Source organism: Runella salmonicolor (assembly GCF_024158025.1).
GTDB lineage: Bacteria > Bacteroidota > Bacteroidia > Cytophagales > Spirosomataceae > Runella > Runella salmonicolor.
Window position 1 is genome coordinate 239991 of sequence record NZ_JAMZEL010000008.1, and the last position, 17558, is coordinate 257548.

13 protein-coding genes are annotated in these 17558 nt (G+C 41.3%); all 13 read left to right on the forward strand.

Annotation, left to right across the window (positions count from 1 at the left end; all coding sequences use genetic code 11):
- The first annotated feature begins 32 nt into the window (after positions 1-32).
- The 13 genes from NCI00_RS19245 to NCI00_RS19305 all read left to right on the forward strand — a co-directional run bounded on the left by NCI00_RS19245 (position 33) and on the right by NCI00_RS19305 (position 17542).
- Entirely contained in the window at positions 33-2582 is a 2550-nt protein-coding gene (locus NCI00_RS19245) for a putative Ig domain-containing protein (RefSeq protein WP_253530250.1), read from the forward strand.
- 7 nt (positions 2583-2589) lie between these two features.
- A complete protein-coding gene (locus tag NCI00_RS19250) occupies positions 2590-5688 on the forward strand; it encodes a putative Ig domain-containing protein (protein ID WP_253530252.1) in 3099 nt (1032 codons plus the stop codon).
- Positions 5689-5830: 142 nt separating this feature from the next.
- Entirely contained in the window at positions 5831-6871 is a 1041-nt protein-coding gene (locus NCI00_RS19255; RefSeq protein ID WP_374758845.1) for a M28 family peptidase, read from the forward strand.
- 5 nt (positions 6872-6876) lie between these two features.
- Positions 6877-7305: a hypothetical protein gene (locus tag NCI00_RS19260; protein WP_253530253.1), complete on the forward strand. Its 429-nt coding sequence runs from the start codon at positions 6877-6879 to the stop codon at positions 7303-7305.
- Positions 7306-7378: 73 nt separating this feature from the next.
- Positions 7379-8767, forward strand: a complete 1389-nt coding sequence (locus NCI00_RS19265) for a serine aminopeptidase domain-containing protein (RefSeq protein ID WP_253530255.1) — start codon at positions 7379-7381, stop codon at positions 8765-8767.
- Positions 8768-8772: 5 nt separating this feature from the next.
- Positions 8773-9075, forward strand: a complete 303-nt coding sequence (locus NCI00_RS19270) for a rhodanese-like domain-containing protein (RefSeq protein WP_256498279.1) — start codon at positions 8773-8775, stop codon at positions 9073-9075.
- Between the two features lie 324 nt (positions 9076-9399).
- Positions 9400-10008: a collagen-like triple helix repeat-containing protein gene (locus NCI00_RS19275; RefSeq protein WP_253530257.1), complete on the forward strand. Its 609-nt coding sequence runs from the start codon at positions 9400-9402 to the stop codon at positions 10006-10008.
- A gap of 390 nt (positions 10009-10398) precedes the next feature.
- Positions 10399-11619 carry a site-specific integrase gene (locus NCI00_RS19280; RefSeq protein WP_253530259.1) on the forward strand — a complete coding sequence of 407 codons (1221 nt, stop codon included), beginning with the start codon at positions 10399-10401 and terminating at the stop codon, positions 11617-11619.
- A gap of 2 nt (positions 11620-11621) precedes the next feature.
- A complete protein-coding gene (locus NCI00_RS19285) occupies positions 11622-12698 on the forward strand; it encodes a PDDEXK nuclease domain-containing protein (RefSeq protein ID WP_253530261.1) in 1077 nt (358 codons plus the stop codon).
- A gap of 78 nt (positions 12699-12776) precedes the next feature.
- Entirely contained in the window at positions 12777-13835 is a 1059-nt protein-coding gene (locus tag NCI00_RS19290) for a PDDEXK family nuclease (RefSeq protein WP_253530262.1), read from the forward strand.
- A 41-nt stretch (positions 13836-13876) separates the two neighbouring features.
- On the forward strand, positions 13877-15412 hold the full coding sequence (locus NCI00_RS19295) for a type I restriction-modification system subunit M (RefSeq protein ID WP_253530263.1): 1536 nt from the start codon (positions 13877-13879) through the stop codon (positions 15410-15412).
- Positions 15402-16424 carry a PIN domain-containing protein gene (locus tag NCI00_RS19300; RefSeq protein WP_253530265.1) on the forward strand — a complete coding sequence of 341 codons (1023 nt, stop codon included), beginning with the start codon at positions 15402-15404 and terminating at the stop codon, positions 16422-16424. The genes NCI00_RS19295 and NCI00_RS19300 overlap by 11 nt, the downstream gene beginning before the upstream one ends.
- Entirely contained in the window at positions 16421-17542 is a 1122-nt protein-coding gene (locus NCI00_RS19305) for a restriction endonuclease subunit S (protein WP_253530267.1), read from the forward strand. Before NCI00_RS19300 ends, NCI00_RS19305 begins: the two co-directional genes overlap by 4 nt.
- The last annotated feature ends 16 nt before the right edge of the window (positions 17543-17558 follow it).

Sequence of the window (17558 nt, forward strand, 5' to 3'; positions counted from 1 at the left end):
TTTACGTTTTTAATAACCTTAACTTAATCTAAATGAGGCAGTTGAAGCGTAGATATTTGTGGGGTTTTTGGATTGCTTCGCTATTGTATTCCTCCCTTACCTTTGCCAATGATCAACAGCGGTATTTGGCCGTGTTGCTTTTAAATACCAACCGGTCGTTGGATGTAGACTTGGATTTGTTGGAGGGCGGGGTCAAAGCAGGGTGTAATGCTGTTCATTTAACCATCTACTGGGATCAGGTATACACAACTGCTACTTCGCAGGCCGACTGGCGTAAGTATGACACCCAAATTAATTTGGCCCAAAAATTAGGGGTAAAAATAGCCCTTCGAATCTTGGTAGGGCGGCATGTCAGTCGGATTCAGGGTTTTTGGGACAACGAACACCGCCAACGCGACCAGCATGGACAGGCCTTGATTTCGGGCTATAGCGCTACCTATTTTAGTTATGCCCATCGACCTTCGGTAGAAAAAGCCCGGGCTTTTATCAAAGAAGTATGCCAACGATATAACAATCTGCAACAACAAGGGGTGATTTCGTGGGTATCGGTTTCGACGACTCCTACGCAAGAAACGGGATATTATCACGAAAACGCGCCTGAAGGCTATAATTACCCGACGGTTTTTGATTATTCGCCCGTCATGCAGCAGGAGTTTCGGATTTGGCTAAGCCGCAGGTACAAAAAAATTGAGCGTCTGAATGTTTTTTGGCAAACGGAGTACAAAAGTTTTGAAGAAGTGACACCTCCCGTATCACTTAAATACCGCGAACAGGTTTTTTGGGGGCAATCAGGCCGAGATTGGTACGTTTTTCGTCACGCCATCTTCAAGCAGTTTGTGGAACAAACCACCCAAACCATCAAAAGTGTAAATAGCACGTACCGCGTTATCACGGATTTTGGTTCGGTCTTTGATCAAATCAGTGTGTTTAACGGCACCCTTGCTTTCCGTGATTTGAATCGTTCGACCGATGGGGTCAAAATCAACGACGATTTGCAGTATGATCACCGCTTTTCAACCGATCTTTTAAGGAGTAACGTTTTGCCGGGCCAATGGGTACTGAATGAGGTATATCCTGATCCCAAACATAGCCCAGAATTGATTACTCGTCAAATTGATGAAAATTTTGAACACGGTGCACATTGGGTGAGTATAGTCATTGCTACCCAAGCGGCGCTGGACGTTGTACGGCCCATTATTCAAGCCAGCGTTCCTAAATGGCTCAAAAAACCGTATGCTGAGGTATCACCAGTGGCTTACATGGATTATACGCTGTCGCGGGTAGTAGAGTTTGGCTATTATAGCGGCGGTGTGTACGGAGAATGGCTGAACCGGGCGGGGCATGAGTCCAACCGAAAGCCGGTGGCTATTCGGATGGTGGAAGATTTACTGGTCGATTCGCTTCAAGGGTCTATCAATCAGGTGCCTGTCGTCAGAAATTCGTTGCCTACCAAAATTGTCAAGGTCAATAATGCGTTTTCCTATCGCTTGAGTTCGGAAGTTTTTGCCGACATTGATGGAATCATAGACACCGTTGTTATCAACAACTTACCCGCTTGGTTGACGTTCAAAAACAACGTTTTTTCGGGCACTCCTCCCCAAACGGGGAGCTTTACCATGCTCCTGCGTGCTACCGATGATGACGGTGCTTCGGTCGAAACTAATTTTACCATCATCGTGAATAATGTTGGCCGAACGAACCAAATTCCAATTGTTCAAAAACCTATTCAAAATGTAAAAGGAGTTTATAAACAACCCTTTACATTCACTTTTTCTGACAGTACTTTTGTCGATTTTGATGGTTTTATTACGCGTTTAGAAGTCACTGGATTACCTTCATGGGCGCAGTTTCGACGCCGAGAAATTCGGGGATTGGCCGATGCCGTGGGCGAATATACCATCACTGTACGGGCCTACGACGACGAAGAGGCCGTGGCCCAAACTTCCTTCAAGATTACGATTAGCTATCCCATCGTTTCGTTTGATTTGATTCAGGCGGGCCGAGTGGGGGAGCGTTTTTTAATCAAAAGGCTTCAAAATGAAGAGGTTCTGTCCTCGTCCGACCTGCCTCCTTTGTTGAATATTTATGCTACTTGCGACGCCGTTTTTGATGAATTTGAGCTGCAATTGTCGGGAGGGCACGTTCAAAAAGCCCAATCTGAAAGTTCACCTTTTGCGCTTTTTAGGGGCGATGGCGGCTTTCCGACGGTGGTCGGAACGTACCAGGTCAAAGGGAATGCCTATTTTCAAAAAGAGCTGATTTCTTCGGCTACCTATCGTTTTCAAATCATTGCCACCGACCCGCTGACAAAACTGCCGATTCCGTTGGCCGACTGGGCTTTGTTTCCCAATCCCTGTTATCAATTTTTGAATGTAAAACTTCCTGATAATGTGTCGATTCAGAAGATTCAGCTGGTGAATGTGCTGGGGCAAACTCAGCCGATTCTGGACAATGCTACCTCTATCGCTAATCAACTTTTAAGCATTAACTTAACCGACTTCAAACTGCCTGCTGGTGTTTATTTTTTAAAATTGCAGAAGGAAGATTCTTCTTGGCAGGCGTTTAAACTGATAAAGCAATAACCATACAATGTTGAGTTTGATATTGACGATTGTTTACAATAAAACCAAAACGCTGAAGGCACTCCTTTTTTTGGGATTTTTGGTGCTGCCACTAGCCTTGAAATCGCAGAATACTGACACCCAGCGATATGTGGGTTTGCAATTGCTTAATCTTGACCCGCGCCCAGAAGCAGGGATGGATGTCATTGAAGCGTCGATTGCCAATGGTTGCAACTTAGTGGCCCTCACCATTCAGTGGGATGAAGTTTACAAAGACAATACTTCTCCGCCCGATTGGCGTCAGTACGACCGTCAGATTGAATACATTGCAAAGACCAATGCTAAAATAGCGCTACGCATCATTGTGGGCCGACTTTATTACCGGTTGGACGGTTATTGGACGGCCAAAGAAACCATGAAGGATGATTTGGGGCGGCCTCTTTCGGGGGTTTATGGCCGAACTTGCTTTAGTTTTTCGCATCAGCCCACGGTTGCCAAATCCCAAAATTTTATCAAAGAAGTGTGTCAACGCTACAACGCCTACCAAAATCAGGGTAAAATTTTGTACGTTTCCTTCGGTAACTTATCGACCCAAGAGCTAGGGTACCCTCATGAGACCAATTTTGAAGGCGGCAAACAATACCTTGCGGGTTTTGATTATTCCGATTCATCGTTGGATTCGTTTAGGGTATGGGCCGAAAAACGCTACAAACGCATCAATAAACTCAACTACCATTGGGGAACAAAATATACCTCATTTAAGACATTAATGCCGCCCGGAACGGCGTACAATCCGTATCCCACTTATCGAAAAAAATCGGGAAAAGATTGGTACCTTTTTTCGCATTCGCAACTTCAAAATTATATAGACGGCACAATTAATGGTATCAAACAAGTAAATCCACAGTATAAAATTGTCAATGAATACGGTGCCGTAACGGCCGATTTTTCGGCCATGATGATTGCTTACTCCTTCAAAACGCTCGACGCAAAAACGGACGGGACTAAGGTACACAATGACCCCTATTACAATCACCGTTGGGTAACTGACGTGATACGCTCTAATCGACCCGCCAATAAATGGACGGCAAACGAAGTGTTTTACACGCCGCAAACGCCCATTGATTTATTGAGACGTCAGTTTAATGAATGTTTTGAGCATGGCTCCAAGATTGTAACGCTGGTGACGGCGGGGCCTGAGCCAGGGGCTATGCGTTTGATTCAGGAGATGGCGGGCCGTTGGCTCAATACGCCGCTGTCCGAAATCAAACCGCAACATTCTATTTCTTACACTTTGACCGAAGCCCTTGATTCTACCATGAAAAACGTGGAAAAAAGATGGGTTGAAAAAGTGGGGTCAAATCCGCAACCCGTTCATATTGAATTGGTTGAAGATATTTTGTCGGAAGAGTATTGGAAACCACTCAGTGTGAATCTGCCGCCAATTATTGCCAATCAGGTCACGGAGCGGGCAAGTAAACCCCGCAAAGCGTACAGTTATACCTTGCCCAAGGATGTATTTGCGGACCCCGACGGGGATATTGTCAAAATAGAAGCCCTCGAAAAACCCCAGTGGCTAAATTTGAACAACGGGGTTCTGTCGGGAAATGTGCCAGATGTAATCGGTGACTTCAAAATAACCCTCCGCGCCACCGACGATGAAGGCGCCACGGTGTTGATGAGTTTTAATCTCAAAGTGACCAACATAAACGTTAAACCTATTGTCAAACGTCCCGTGCCAGACTTTGAGACATCACTCCAAAAATTGGTGTTTTATCAATTCTTGCCCGACCATTTTGACGACCCCGATGGCGTCATTGTACGCATACAGGCCAGCGGGTTACGCCCGTGGATGACTTACAGTTCCAAAGAGTTTTCGGCGTATCCGCAGGAGCAGGGCACATTTACCGTCAACCTTCGAGCATACGATGACGACAGCGCGTTTGTGGAAACATCGTTTAAAATAAAAGTGCTTAACATCCCTCCCGTGGCCAAACAGCAACTGCCCGAAAAAGTGATTGCGCGCGGCAAAGCGTTTCGTTTTAAGATTTCGCCCAACCTTTTCAGCGACCCTGACGGTGAGATTGTCAGAGTAGGAGCGGCCAAACTGCCCGCGTGGCTTACCTTTAACGGGACAGAACTGCGGGGAACTCCCCCCGAACTGGCAACGTATCGGGTTGGAATTCGGGCGTATGATAACGGCGGTGATTCGGTCGAAATACCGTTTGTGATAAAAGTAGACGTGCAGGGTGCCCAAAATTCTCCCCCTCTTGCCCGCTATACGTTGCCCAATGTGCAGATGTTTGCCACCCAAAAATTTACTTACCGGATTCCTGATTCATTGTTTTATGATACCAATGGCTACGTTGACCGAATCGAAGCGCCCAACCTACCTGCTTGGCTTTCGTTTCAAAACAATGAAATTTCGGGAGTAGCTTTACAGGCAGGCACTTACACGGTTACGGTCAGGGCCATTGACGATGACGAAACGGCCACCAATGTTACCTTTAAAGTCGAAGTGCGCTACGCAAATATCAGTTTTGAGTTGATTCAGGCGGGAAAAATTGGCGAACGGCGGCTCATTGGACCATTGAGCAACGGGGACGTACTTCAGGAAGAGACTATGCCGAATAAAATCACGATATATGCCAATTGCGAAGTTCCTGCCAAGAAAGTATTGCTGAAATTGACGGGCCCTTATCAACGGGAAATCACCGCTGAGCGGTTTCCTTTTGCTTTGTTTGACGAAACAACAGGTTTTTCTCCGATAGCAGGGAGTTATACGCTGGAAGCTGCGGCTTTTAACGATTCATTGCAGGTGAGTGCCGCAACGATTCGTTTTACGATTAAAACAACGCAACCATTGACGGACTGGCAAGTATATCCAAATCCTTTTTCAAACGTCTGCAATGTAAAATTGCCTGATTTGCTGGATATTAATGCTTTGAGTTTTAGGGTGATTGCTGTGTCAGGCCAGGAAATAATGATGGGTAAACGTCAGATAACCGTCGTCGATAAAGTCGCCTATATCAATTTGTCAGATGCCCAGTTGCCAAGTGGTACGTACATATTGCAGGTTTTTGATAATGAAACGTTACTGAAAGGGATTAGAATCTTGAAGCAGTAAAATGCTCAAATTAGAAGTGATTTTGTTCTCTTTTTTACATAAATCCTATTTGAGGTAATCAATCATCGACGTTTTTCTGAATAGATTAGCAGTTCTTCCTTACATTTGGTGTTCAATTAAAGTGGCAAAGTTTAAAAATCGAATGCCTGTCATTTTTGAAACCCAAAACAATTTTTTTATGCAGGAATTTAGCAAGGGAGTAGCCCTAATGCTTCTGGTTTTGACGTTATTGTGTTGTAATTCTAAACAATCCTCTTCTGAGCAAACGACCACCAGCGAAACCGCAACAACTATGGTAAAGGCACCTTTATTCAGTGGAGATTCGGCTTACGCATACGTGGAAAAACAAGTCAAATTTGGCCCTCGGGTTCCCAATTCAGCGGCCCATACCCGTTGTGGTGACTACCTCGTGGCCGAATTGAAACGCCTTGGCTGTACCGTCACGGAACAGACTTTTACGGCAACCCACTACGACGGCCGCAAACTCAACGCTCGGAATATTATAGGTAGTATTAATCCACAAGCCGCAAAACGTATTCTATTGGCGTCACACTGGGATAGCAGGCCCGTAGCCGACGAAGACCCTACCAATAAAACAGGGCCCATCGATGGGGCCAACGACGGAGCAAGTGGAGTAGGAGTGTTGCTTGAACTTGCCCGTACCCTTCAGCAGGCCGCCCAAAAACCGGGTGTTGGAGTTGATTTTATTTTTTTTGATGTAGAAGACGGAGGAAATTCGGCCGTTGCCAAGGATAAATTTACAGGTTTTTGCTTAGGCTCTCAATATTGGGCCGCCAATAAGCACGTTCCGGGTTATTCGGCGTATTTTGGGGTTTTGTTGGACATGGTAGGTGCCAAAGGAGCGACGTTCCCGAAAGAAGCTTTCTCGAATCAATATGCTAATGAAGTCACGCGAATGATTTGGAATACGGCCAGTCAATTGGGGTACAGCTCTTACTTTGTCGAACAAGATGGTGCCGCAATTACGGACGACCACCTGCCAGTGAACGAAACCGCCAAAATTCCCATGGTTGACATTATTCATCTCCAGCTCAATAATCCGCAAAAAACCTTCTTTGATGACTGGCACACGCACGAAGATGATATGCGCAACATTGACCCCAACACCCTCAAAGCCGTAGGACAGGTACTGGTTCAGGTCTTGTATCAAGAAAGTATTTAGAAAAAATGTATCGTCTGATTTTGATTTTTATGATAAAAAATAACCATTATTTAAGCGTAAGTACCCTTTCGTTTCTTCTGTTTTCTTTCGTTTTTTCCTGTTCTCCCGCGCCAGATAAGGTTGGAAATTTAGATTTAGTAAAATGGCGAAGTGACCGAGGAGGATGCGGCGACGTCAGAAAAGGGCTTGAAAAAGAATTTGTGAAGATACAGAGTGAGCTTTTGGGTAAACATATCGACGATGTAGGGTACATGCTGGGCCGCCCAGATATTCAGCAGTTGGGGTCACGGGATCAAAAATTCTACGTTTATTTTTTGGAAAAAGGAATTCATTGTACGGATATTACCCAAAAATCAGCCGCTCAAAAAGTGATTTTACGTTTCAACGCCGTAGGATTACTTTCTGAAATTACTTTTCAGGCACGACCTTTGTAGAGGAGTTAAAAGATAATCTGTTCATTGCCCGAACGATTAACTTTTGGCAGTCAACATTTAACTTCACAATTCGATGCGCTTTTCCGTTGCTTTTGCCTTTTTTATCCTACTATTTTCATCTTTCGTCACGTCAGCACAACACCTTCGGCACAAAGGGAGTTTGGGCATCAGCTACGCAGCGGCGAGTGATTCATTGATGAGTACACAGCACTTACCCGATAGTCACGGGATTTTAGTGAAGAGTGTCATGCCCGATTTTACCGCCGCGCGGTTGGGTATTAAGGCGGGCGATATTCTGGTTTCCATCAACGAAACGGATTCGTTGTACCTGTTTGATTTTCGAAAGCTGGAGCAGGAATTGTACGAGCAAGAGCCGATTTCAATTACTTACATTCGAAATAGAAAAAAAGCCCGGGCCGTTGGGAATGTCGTTGCGGCACCCAAGGAGTTTTCAAAAGGAGAGGTGATTTATGGGGAGGTTCCTTACCAACGGGGGTATTTGCGTTCAATTGTTCATAAGCCGTTGGGCAGCAATCGTCTGCCCGCTATATTTTACATTCAGGGGCATGGGTGCGGGTCTGTTCATTTTGCCGAAGATTCGCTCGCTCCCGTCAAACAATTAGTGGATGGTTGGGTGAGTGCTGGGTACGTTGTTTTTAGGATTGAAAAACCAGGCGTTGGAGAAAGTGCTGGCACAAAGGAGTGCGTTCGGCTGAGTTATGAAGAAGAAAAGGCCGCTTTTCAGAACGCATTTGCGGCTTTTAAGAAACTTTCTTTTGTTGACAGCACCCGATATTTTCTGTTTGGGCACTCATTGGGTGGAGCGTTGGCGCCACTGTTGGTGGCCCAATCGGGTTCTAAACCGAGGGGTATCATCACGTACGGAACCGTAGTGAAACCGTGGTTTGAGCACATGATTGACGTATACCGCCAAAAGCCGTTATTGTACCAAGAATCGTATCAATCTATCGAAGCCAATACCCGAATGATGATACCGTTGTTGTATGAATGGTTGGTACAGGCCAAAACGCCCACTGAACTGCTTCAAGAGCCTGATTTTGAGGCTATACTTACATCCAAAGAAAATCCGCTTGCCTACCATAGAGGGACTTTTTTTGGGCGCTCATCTGGGTATTTTACCGAACTTCAGCAGCAAAATCTCACGCAGGCGTGGGCGCAGGCAGCAGTGCCTACTTTGGCCCTGTACGGAGAGTTTGATAGTGAAGCTATCAGCCCAGAATCGGCGCAGAGTATTGCCCGAATTGTCAATGAAGTACGTCCTGAGTTGGGGACGTATAGACAATTGAAAGGTACAGATCAGCATTTTATTAAAGTAACGTCTTTTGTTGAAGCGGCTCAATTGCAAAAATCTGGGCAGTATATGCAGTATGCTCGCCGCCATTTTAACCCAGAAATCCTTACGGAGACTCTTGGGTGGATGAAAAAACTTAACGGAAAATAATTCTTTTGAATACCTATCAGGACATATCGCTCCAAGAAGCTGAAGCCATGGCTGCCCAACCAGAAGCTATCATTGTGGATGTGAGGGAGCCTTGGGAGTTTGAAGAATTTAGCATTGGCGGCACCAATATTCCCCTTGCAGATATTCGGGAACGCCGTACCGAATTATTGCCTTATCAAACCCTAATCGTAGTTTGCACCAACGGAACCCGCTCTCGCGTAGCGGCCAAAGATTATTGTCGGGCGGAGGCATTTCAGGAGAAACAAATTTTTCATCTCAAGGGCGGTATTCTGGAAGTAGAAGATTAAGTTTTAGCTTGATTTTTATTTATTGGGTTTGAAATCAGAGAATTATGTGTTGGGGGAATTAATACATACCGAAACGATTCTATTAAAAGTCTACTTATTTTGTTTCTTCAATGTTTTTTCACTGGCAAGCTTCTGTCAAAGACTTTTCCGATTTCCGATTCATAATCAACACTTCAAGGTATAAAAACAGCAATTCATGCTGTAAGTAATTCTGCCCCACGGGCAGCAGTACTAATTTTGCATTGTCTTTTCCGAACTATCATTTAGCCAAATGATGATTCGGCAAGGCTTAAAATTTTGTACTATTAAAATATACAGCTTTCCATGAAAACAATTGCAATGTTATTTCTAATGGGCCTCATTGGCCTTTCAGCTTGTAAAACCGAAGGAGTACCTGGCCCGAAAGGGGATACAGGGGCGCAGGGGCCTAAGGGCGACACTGGGTCGCAAGGCCCCAAGGGAGATTCAGGCACGGTAAATGCCCGGAGTTATATTTACTCCAACCAGCAGTTTAATGCACTAGGCACTCCAAATTATGATGCCACTACTAAACTGTTCACTTACAATAGTTTTCGGACTTATAGTCCACAAAACTACGCAGCAATCGCCGATAAAGGGGTGGTGTTGGTTTACCTTCGTGATCAACTCAATGCGTGGACTTTAAACACGATTCGGGCCAACTATCTCAATGTAGGCGTTAGCGATAGCCCTAGTGTGATTGAGTCGGTGGTTCGTCCTCAAACTGACAAAGTTCAGATAATGGCTAAATTAACCACGCCATTGGAGACAAATCTGTTTACAAATTACCGATTTGACGTAAAAATCATTCTGATAGAGCCCACCCATTCGGTAATAGGTGCGCTTCGTACGGGTCAGGTTGATGTTAAAGACAGCCGAGCAGTTGAGCGATTTTTCAACCTAAAACAGCTTTAAATTGCGAAGGTGCAGGTGGTAATTGAAGGCCTGCTAGGAAAGGTTGATTGTAATGGAATTGATCCAAAGTAGTTAAGTGGATATTTTACGGTCACATCACCTATTCAGTTGTCCGAAGCCATTAGAATAATTGTAGGAATAAAAAAGGTTTACGAATTTAATCGTAAACCTTTTTTGAGTGGAGAATATCGGATTCGAACCGATGACCTCTTGCATGCCATGCAATATATAGTACAATTTTATAACTTTATTTTATTTGCAAATATATTGATAATCAAATAGTTATAAAAAACTACTTTTTTGTCTTTTGTGAGTTTTAACGGAAAATTTATACATTTGTTTTAGTAATGTTTTAGTAGGAGTTGCAAAACACATGTATAAATAATCCCAATGGCTACCGTAAAGGCTCTTCTCTACATACACCAACCACTCCAATCAGGCGAGTATCCAATCTACCTACGCGTCACCAAAGATAGAAAATCGCGGTATGTTTCTTTAGGTTTTTCCTGCAAAAAAGAACTTTGGGATGAGGCTAACAATCTTCCCAAAAAACGCCACCCTCTCTACAAAGAAATTACGATTGCCATCGAAAAGGCAAAACTGGAAGCGAATCGGGAAATTCTCAACTTACATAATGACGACCAAGACTTTTCGACGGAAGAACTCAAAAACAACCTGCTGGCCGATAAACGCAAAAGCAAGCTTACCCTTTTTGAATACTCTGATAATTACGTACAGCAACTCAAAGCCAATGATAAAATCGGCTCAGCCAACATCTATCATTCCACAAAAAAAAGTATCATGGACTTTCGTAACGGGAGGGACATGGAGTTTTCAGACGTGACGCACAGTTTTCTCAAAAAGTTTGAAGAATACCACTTGAAACGGGGTATGAAGCCCAACGCTTTTTTTGTCTATTTCCGACATTTTAAGACCCTGCTCAATCATGCCAAAAAAGAAGGATTTGTTAAAAATGAATATAACCCTTTTAAAGACATAGATTTTAAGAAGTACAGGAGAATCAAAACCAAGAAACGGGCTTTGAAAATTGAGGAGATGGACAAAATCAAAGCACTGGTTTTGTCACCGACTTCTAAACTGTTTCATGCTCATAATTACTTTCTGTTCAGCTATTACTGTTGGGGTATCAATTTTGTAGACATTGCCCACTTGCGTTGGACAGACATCCAAAACGACCGCCTAAAATACATCCGTAAAAAAACGGGGGACGAATTTGATATTTTGCTCAACCCTTGGGTAGTTCAGATGCTAACCTATTATCGGGAACACTATTTCATACGGGAGGATGCCTTTATTTTTCCAATTTTGAGTGATTTTCACCAAACACCCGTGCAGATAGATAACCGTATTGATAAGGTACTCAAGCAAGTAAACCATGATTTAAAGGAAATTGCCAAGTTAGTAGGTATTGACGAACATCTTACTACTTACTCCGCACGACATACTTTTGCTACTACCTTATATCGAAAAGAAGTTCCTACCGCTCGTATCAAAGAAATGATGGGGCATGAGTCGGAAAGAGTAACCGAGATTTACTTACAAAGCTTTGATACCGAAACCCTCAGTAATATTGCTAATTCTGTTTTATAACTATGCACTATCAAGACCTAATTCAATCTATCGAAACCGCCCATCATACCCTACAAAAACGGGCAATTTCGGCACTCAATCAGCAGTTGGTCATTCGCAACTGGCTCATCGGTTTTTACATTGTGGAGTTTGAGCAGAATGGTGAAGAGCGTGCTAAATATGGTGAAAACCTGATTAAAATGTTGGCAAAAGACCTTACTCAAAAAGGGGTAAAAGGAATGTCCAATAGTTCAATCAAAGATTTTCGGCAATTTTACAATACATACCCACAAATTTTACAGCCTATAGCAATAAAATTAGAAGGTTTTGAAATAAGCCGGCCACTGGCTGGCCAATTGCAACGAGTTGAAAATGAGTTAATAAGTCCTAAAGTCACCCCCGAAAACCTTCTATCTCATTTCTCGTTTCGGCATTTTACGGCTTTGATGCGTATTAAAGACCCGCTTAAACGTGCCTTTTACGAAAAAGAAGCCATCAAAGGCAACTGGAATGCGCGTTTTTTGGAACGGGAGATTGAAAGTTTGTTGCTTGAGCGTGTTGGCCTTTCGACCGACAAAGAAGCACTGATTGCGAACCTCAAAGCTGAAATCGAAACCATAGAAGATACCATCAAAGACCCCTATATTTTGGAGTTTACGGGCTTCAAGGAATTGGCGACTTACTCCGAAAATGATTTAGAAACGGCCTTATTAGACAAAATACAGCACTTTTTACAGGAGTTAGGTACGGGGTTCTGCTTTGAAGCACGCCAAAAACGTATCACAATGGACGGAGAACACGACCGAGTAGATTTAGTGTTTTACCATCGTATCTTGAAATGCCACATACTGATTGATTTGAAAGTGCGGAAGTTTCGCCACAGCGATACGGGACAGATGAATTTCTATTTGAACTACTATAAAAACGAAGTAATGCAACCTACTGACAACCCACCCGTAGGCATTATTCTTTGCACCGAGCGCGGCTCTGATACCAAAGTGCTATACTCTACTGCTGGGCTTGACAATCAGGTGTTTGTTTCAAAGTATCTGGTGGAACTGCCGAAAGAAGAAGACTTGAGGCGGTTGATTGAGAAGTAGGATTTTAGGCCAAAAGGTAGAAAAACCAGTACAAAATAAGCATATTTGTCTTTTAGAGAAAAGCTATTCATACACCTAATGTACCCTTATCAAGAATCTACACTTTTGGTTATTGACCAAGCCAATCCAACTCAATTTAAAATAATTTCATCCGATTCATTTATCAGACTCAATATTTGGGAACGCAATCATATACAGGAGTGGATACGAAAAGCCCCTCAAATACTAGGGGAAGAGTTGCTTGTCTTAGCCATTGAATTCGATAGATTTCTCCAATCGGCCGATAGATTGGATATTTTAGCCCTTGATAAAAAGGGTAATCTGGTAGTGGTTGAACTCAAACGCGATGGTTTTGCGGCCTATGCGGATTTACAGGCAATCAGGTATGCGGCGATGGTTTCTTCCATGACGATTGAAAATTTACTGCCATACATGGTAGATTACAAACGGAAGCAATGTCAGGAGCAGGATTACAGTACTGATAAAGCGTTGGAAGAGCTAAAAGAATTTGTCGAAAAAGATGAGTTTACTGAATTGTCAAATCGCCCACGTATTATTCTTTGCTCCGAAAACTTTTCTACTGAATTGACTACGACTGTCTTATGGCTAAATCAATGCGGCCTTGATATTTCGTGTGTTAGGATTCGCCCACATCGAGTGGACGAGAAAATTGTTGTTGTGCCAACTGTCATTATTCCGGTACCAGAAGCTAAACACTACCAAACGGAGATTCAAAAGAAAGAAGAAGCCAAACAGGATATTAATTCACGCGCTAAACGGCCAACCACTATCAAGGTTTTATGGGATACAGGTAAGATTAAAGCTGGTGACCGTTTGGTGGTAGCAGGGTATTTGCCGGATTATGTGAAAGCTAAGTTCGATGGAGAAAGTCCATATTTTCAGGCAGAAATAACAGGTAAACAAGGAAAAGTAAATGCGATACGGTGGCTGCACGATGGGAATGAATATTCAATTTCAAATCTAACCCACATTATTCTTACAGAACTTCACCCTAAAAAACAGAGCCCAACAGCTACGGCAGGGGGGAGTTACTGGAAACTTGTAGGAACAAACCAAACCCTATATGATTGGGCAGATGAAGTCTGGAATGAACAAAATCAAGAACAAAGCAAATAACTTTAATTCAGCAACTAATAAATAAACAAAGTAAACAGACAATGACTGAGAATTTAGAATTAGAAAAAACCCTATGGCAAGCAGCCGACAAACTTCGCAACAATATGGATGCGGCTGAATATAAACACGTTGTATTGGGTTTGATATTCTTAAAATATATTTCAGACGCTTTTGATGAACTCTACAAAGAATTAAAAGCGACCGAAAACGAAACAGGTGCCGACCCAGAGGACAAAGACGAATACACAGCCGAACGAGTTTTCTATGTTCCACCACAAGCCCGTTGGAAATGGCTACAAGGCAGAGCAAAATTGCCGACCATTGGCAAAGACATTGACGATGCGATGGATGCCATTGAAAAAGACAATCCAACTTTAAAAGGCGTTTTACCAAAAGACTATGCAAGACCAGCGTTGGACAAACAACGACTTGGCGAACTTATTGACTTGATTGGTTCAATTACGTTGAGCAAAGGCGGCAACGGAAAAGGAAAAGATGTATTGGGTTTTGTGTTTGAATATTTTTTGGGACAATTTGCCGATGCAGAAGGTAAAAAAGGCGGACAGTTTTATACACCGCAAAGCATTGTAAAAATATTGGTTGATATGCTTGCACCCGAACCCGAAAAACGAGTGTATGACGGCGCTTGCGGAAGTGGTGGAATGTTTGTGCAAAGCGAACGCTTTATTGAAATGCACGAACACCGCAAAGGGAAAATTTCAATTTTCGGACAAGAGAGCAACCCAACAACTTACAAATTGGCGAAAATGAACTTGGCTATTCGTGGTATTGATGCCAAAATAGAATTGGGCGATACCTTGATGAACGATAAATTCCCTGAACTGAAAGTTGATTATGTAATTGCCAATCCGCCTTTTAATGTAAGTGATTACAACATAAACAAAGCTGAAACACACAAATGGAAATATGGTATTCCACCAACAGGAAATGCCAACTACGCTTGGTTACAATTGTTCATTAGCAAATTAGCACCTTATGGAACGGCAGGCGTTGTGTTGGCAAACGGCAGTATGAGTTCTGAAATTGCTACCGAAGGGCAAATCAGAAAAGAATTGATTGAAAACGACTTGGTAGATTGTATGGTTTCGTTGCCTTCGCAATTGTTTTACAATACGCAAATACCAGCTTGTTTGTGGTTTTTGGCTCGTAACAAAGAAGGCAACAGCAAATTCAGAAACCGCAACAACGAAATACTTTTTATTGATGCCCGAGAATTAGGCACAATGATAAGCCGTAAACAAAAAGAGTTAAGCGATAAAGACATTGCCAAAATTTCGGATATATACCACAATTGGAGAAGTAAAGAGAAGTTTGAAACTGATTACAAAGACATTGCAGGTTTTTGTAAATCTGCCAACATACAAGACGTTCGCAAAAACAATTATATACTAACGCCAGGCAGATACATTGATTTTAAAGAAGTAGCCGAAGACGGAGTTGCATTTGACGAAAAAATGCAAACGCTTTCAGCAACACTTTCTGCACAAATGCAAAAAGCCTATGAGTTGGACGAAACCATTAAACTAAACCTTTCTAAAATCGGCTATGAGTTATAAAATAAAATCACTTATAATTTTTGATACTAATTCTTTACGTAAAGTTAGAGTTAATTCTAAAGAAAGGGAAATCATTGATTACTCTAATTTTAATTTTGGTTCACCCTTTCAGAAAATTAAAACCTATTTAATAGAAAAGAAGATTGACAATGTGATAGCATTAGGCATACCAGATATGGTGCTTTTAGAGTTGCAAAATCAATGTGAAAAACAATACCACAAAGAATACACAGTCATTCAGGAAGCAATAAACAGAATAGCAGAATTACCAGCAAAAAACGGAATAGCTTTAGTAGATCCTGACAATGAATTCATTTATAAAAATTATATAAATGAAAAAATTGAAAGTGTAATTGATGAGCATAAAGTAATTAAAATACCCTTTGATGAAACAAAGACTGTTTCAATTTTTAAAAATATGCTTGATAAGGTTTTAGATATTGAAGATGTCAAATCTCCATTTAGGCCAAAAGATGCAGGTTTTAAAGACAATGTAATTTGGGAAAGCTTAATTAGGTATGATGGTATAAATAAATATGATAAAATTTTCTTTTTAACAAAGGATGGTGATTATAAGGATAATTGCTACGAAGAATTTAAGAAGTTATGGCCTGAACAAGAAATTTTTATTAGAAAAGAACCAGCACAAGTAATTATTGATATTGAAAGAATATATCAGGAGTATTTGGCAGAAAAAGAAATATTCGACTTTACGGAAAGTGAAATATTTAAAGAAACCCTAGAAAGAGATTTGTCTTCAAAGCAAAAAATTGATATTGATGGCAATGAATATCAAATTTCAAGTTTTACCATTAATAACTATGCAGTAAAAATTGAAAAACAATTACCAGGTGAAGATGAAGTTGAAAATATAACCGTTACTTCTGACATTACAATTGAATATTTATTTGAAGAGGAAAGAAAAAAAATAAAAATTATTGGAACTACTTTACTTTATGATGAACCTTCCAAAGAAATTTTAGAAACAACCTTTGAACCTGAATTAATATGAGTGAATGGAAAACATATAAGCTAAGTGAACTTGTCGAAATAAAATACGGTAAAGACCATAAGCATTTGGCTGATGGAGATATTCCTGTGTATGGTTCGGGCGGAATTATGCGATATGTTGATACGCCTTTGTATGAAAAAGAAAGCATTTTAATACCACGAAAAGGAACTTTAAGCAATCTGTTTTATCTCAACATTCCTTTTTGGTCTGTAGATACGATGTTTTATACAAAAATTAAAGAGGGTAATAACGGTAAATATTTGTATTACCTTTTAAAATCAATGGATTTAGCTTCTATGAATGTTGGTTCAGCAGTACCGAGTTTGACAACAGAAGTATTAAATAAAGTTGAAATTAGTGTACCTGATGAACCTACACAAATTGAAATAGCCCAGATCCTTACTTCGCTTGACGACAAAATAGAACTCAACCTTCAAATGAATCAAACCCTTGAAGCAATGGCACAAGCCCTGTTTAAAGAATGGTTTGTAAACTTCAAATTTCCAAACTTTGATGGTGAATTGGAAAATGGTTTGCCGAAGGGGTGGAAAAAATGTCAAGTAAAAGATATTTGTGAAGCAAATGCTTCAACTTTAAATTCAAAAGATGAAATTAATGAGGTTCATTACATTGAAATATCAGAAGTTGATAGAGGTATAATAAAAAATATAAGTATTTATAAAAGAGGAGAAGAACCAAGCCGAGCAAAAAGAAAATTGAAGCACGGAGATACTGTTCTTTCAACAGTTCGTCCCAATAGAGGTTCTTATTTTTTATCAATTTTTCCAAATGAAAACTTAATTGCTTCAACAGGTTTTGCTGTATTTTCACCTACAACAGTTCCGTTTTCATATTTATACATTTTTTTAACTAATGATGACCAATTAGAGTTTTATGGTAAAATGGCAGACGGTGCTGCTTACCCTGCAATTAATCAATCTGTAATTATGAATATGGAAGTTATCTTTCCTACAAAAGAATTGCTTGAAAAGTATCACGATGTTTCAGGTAATTTACTAACAAGAATATTTGAAAATTTAGAAGCAAATAAAATTTTATCCCAAACCCGAGACACTTTATTACCGAAGTTGATGAGTGGGGCAATAGCCTTAAAATAGTTTTTACCATTAAACT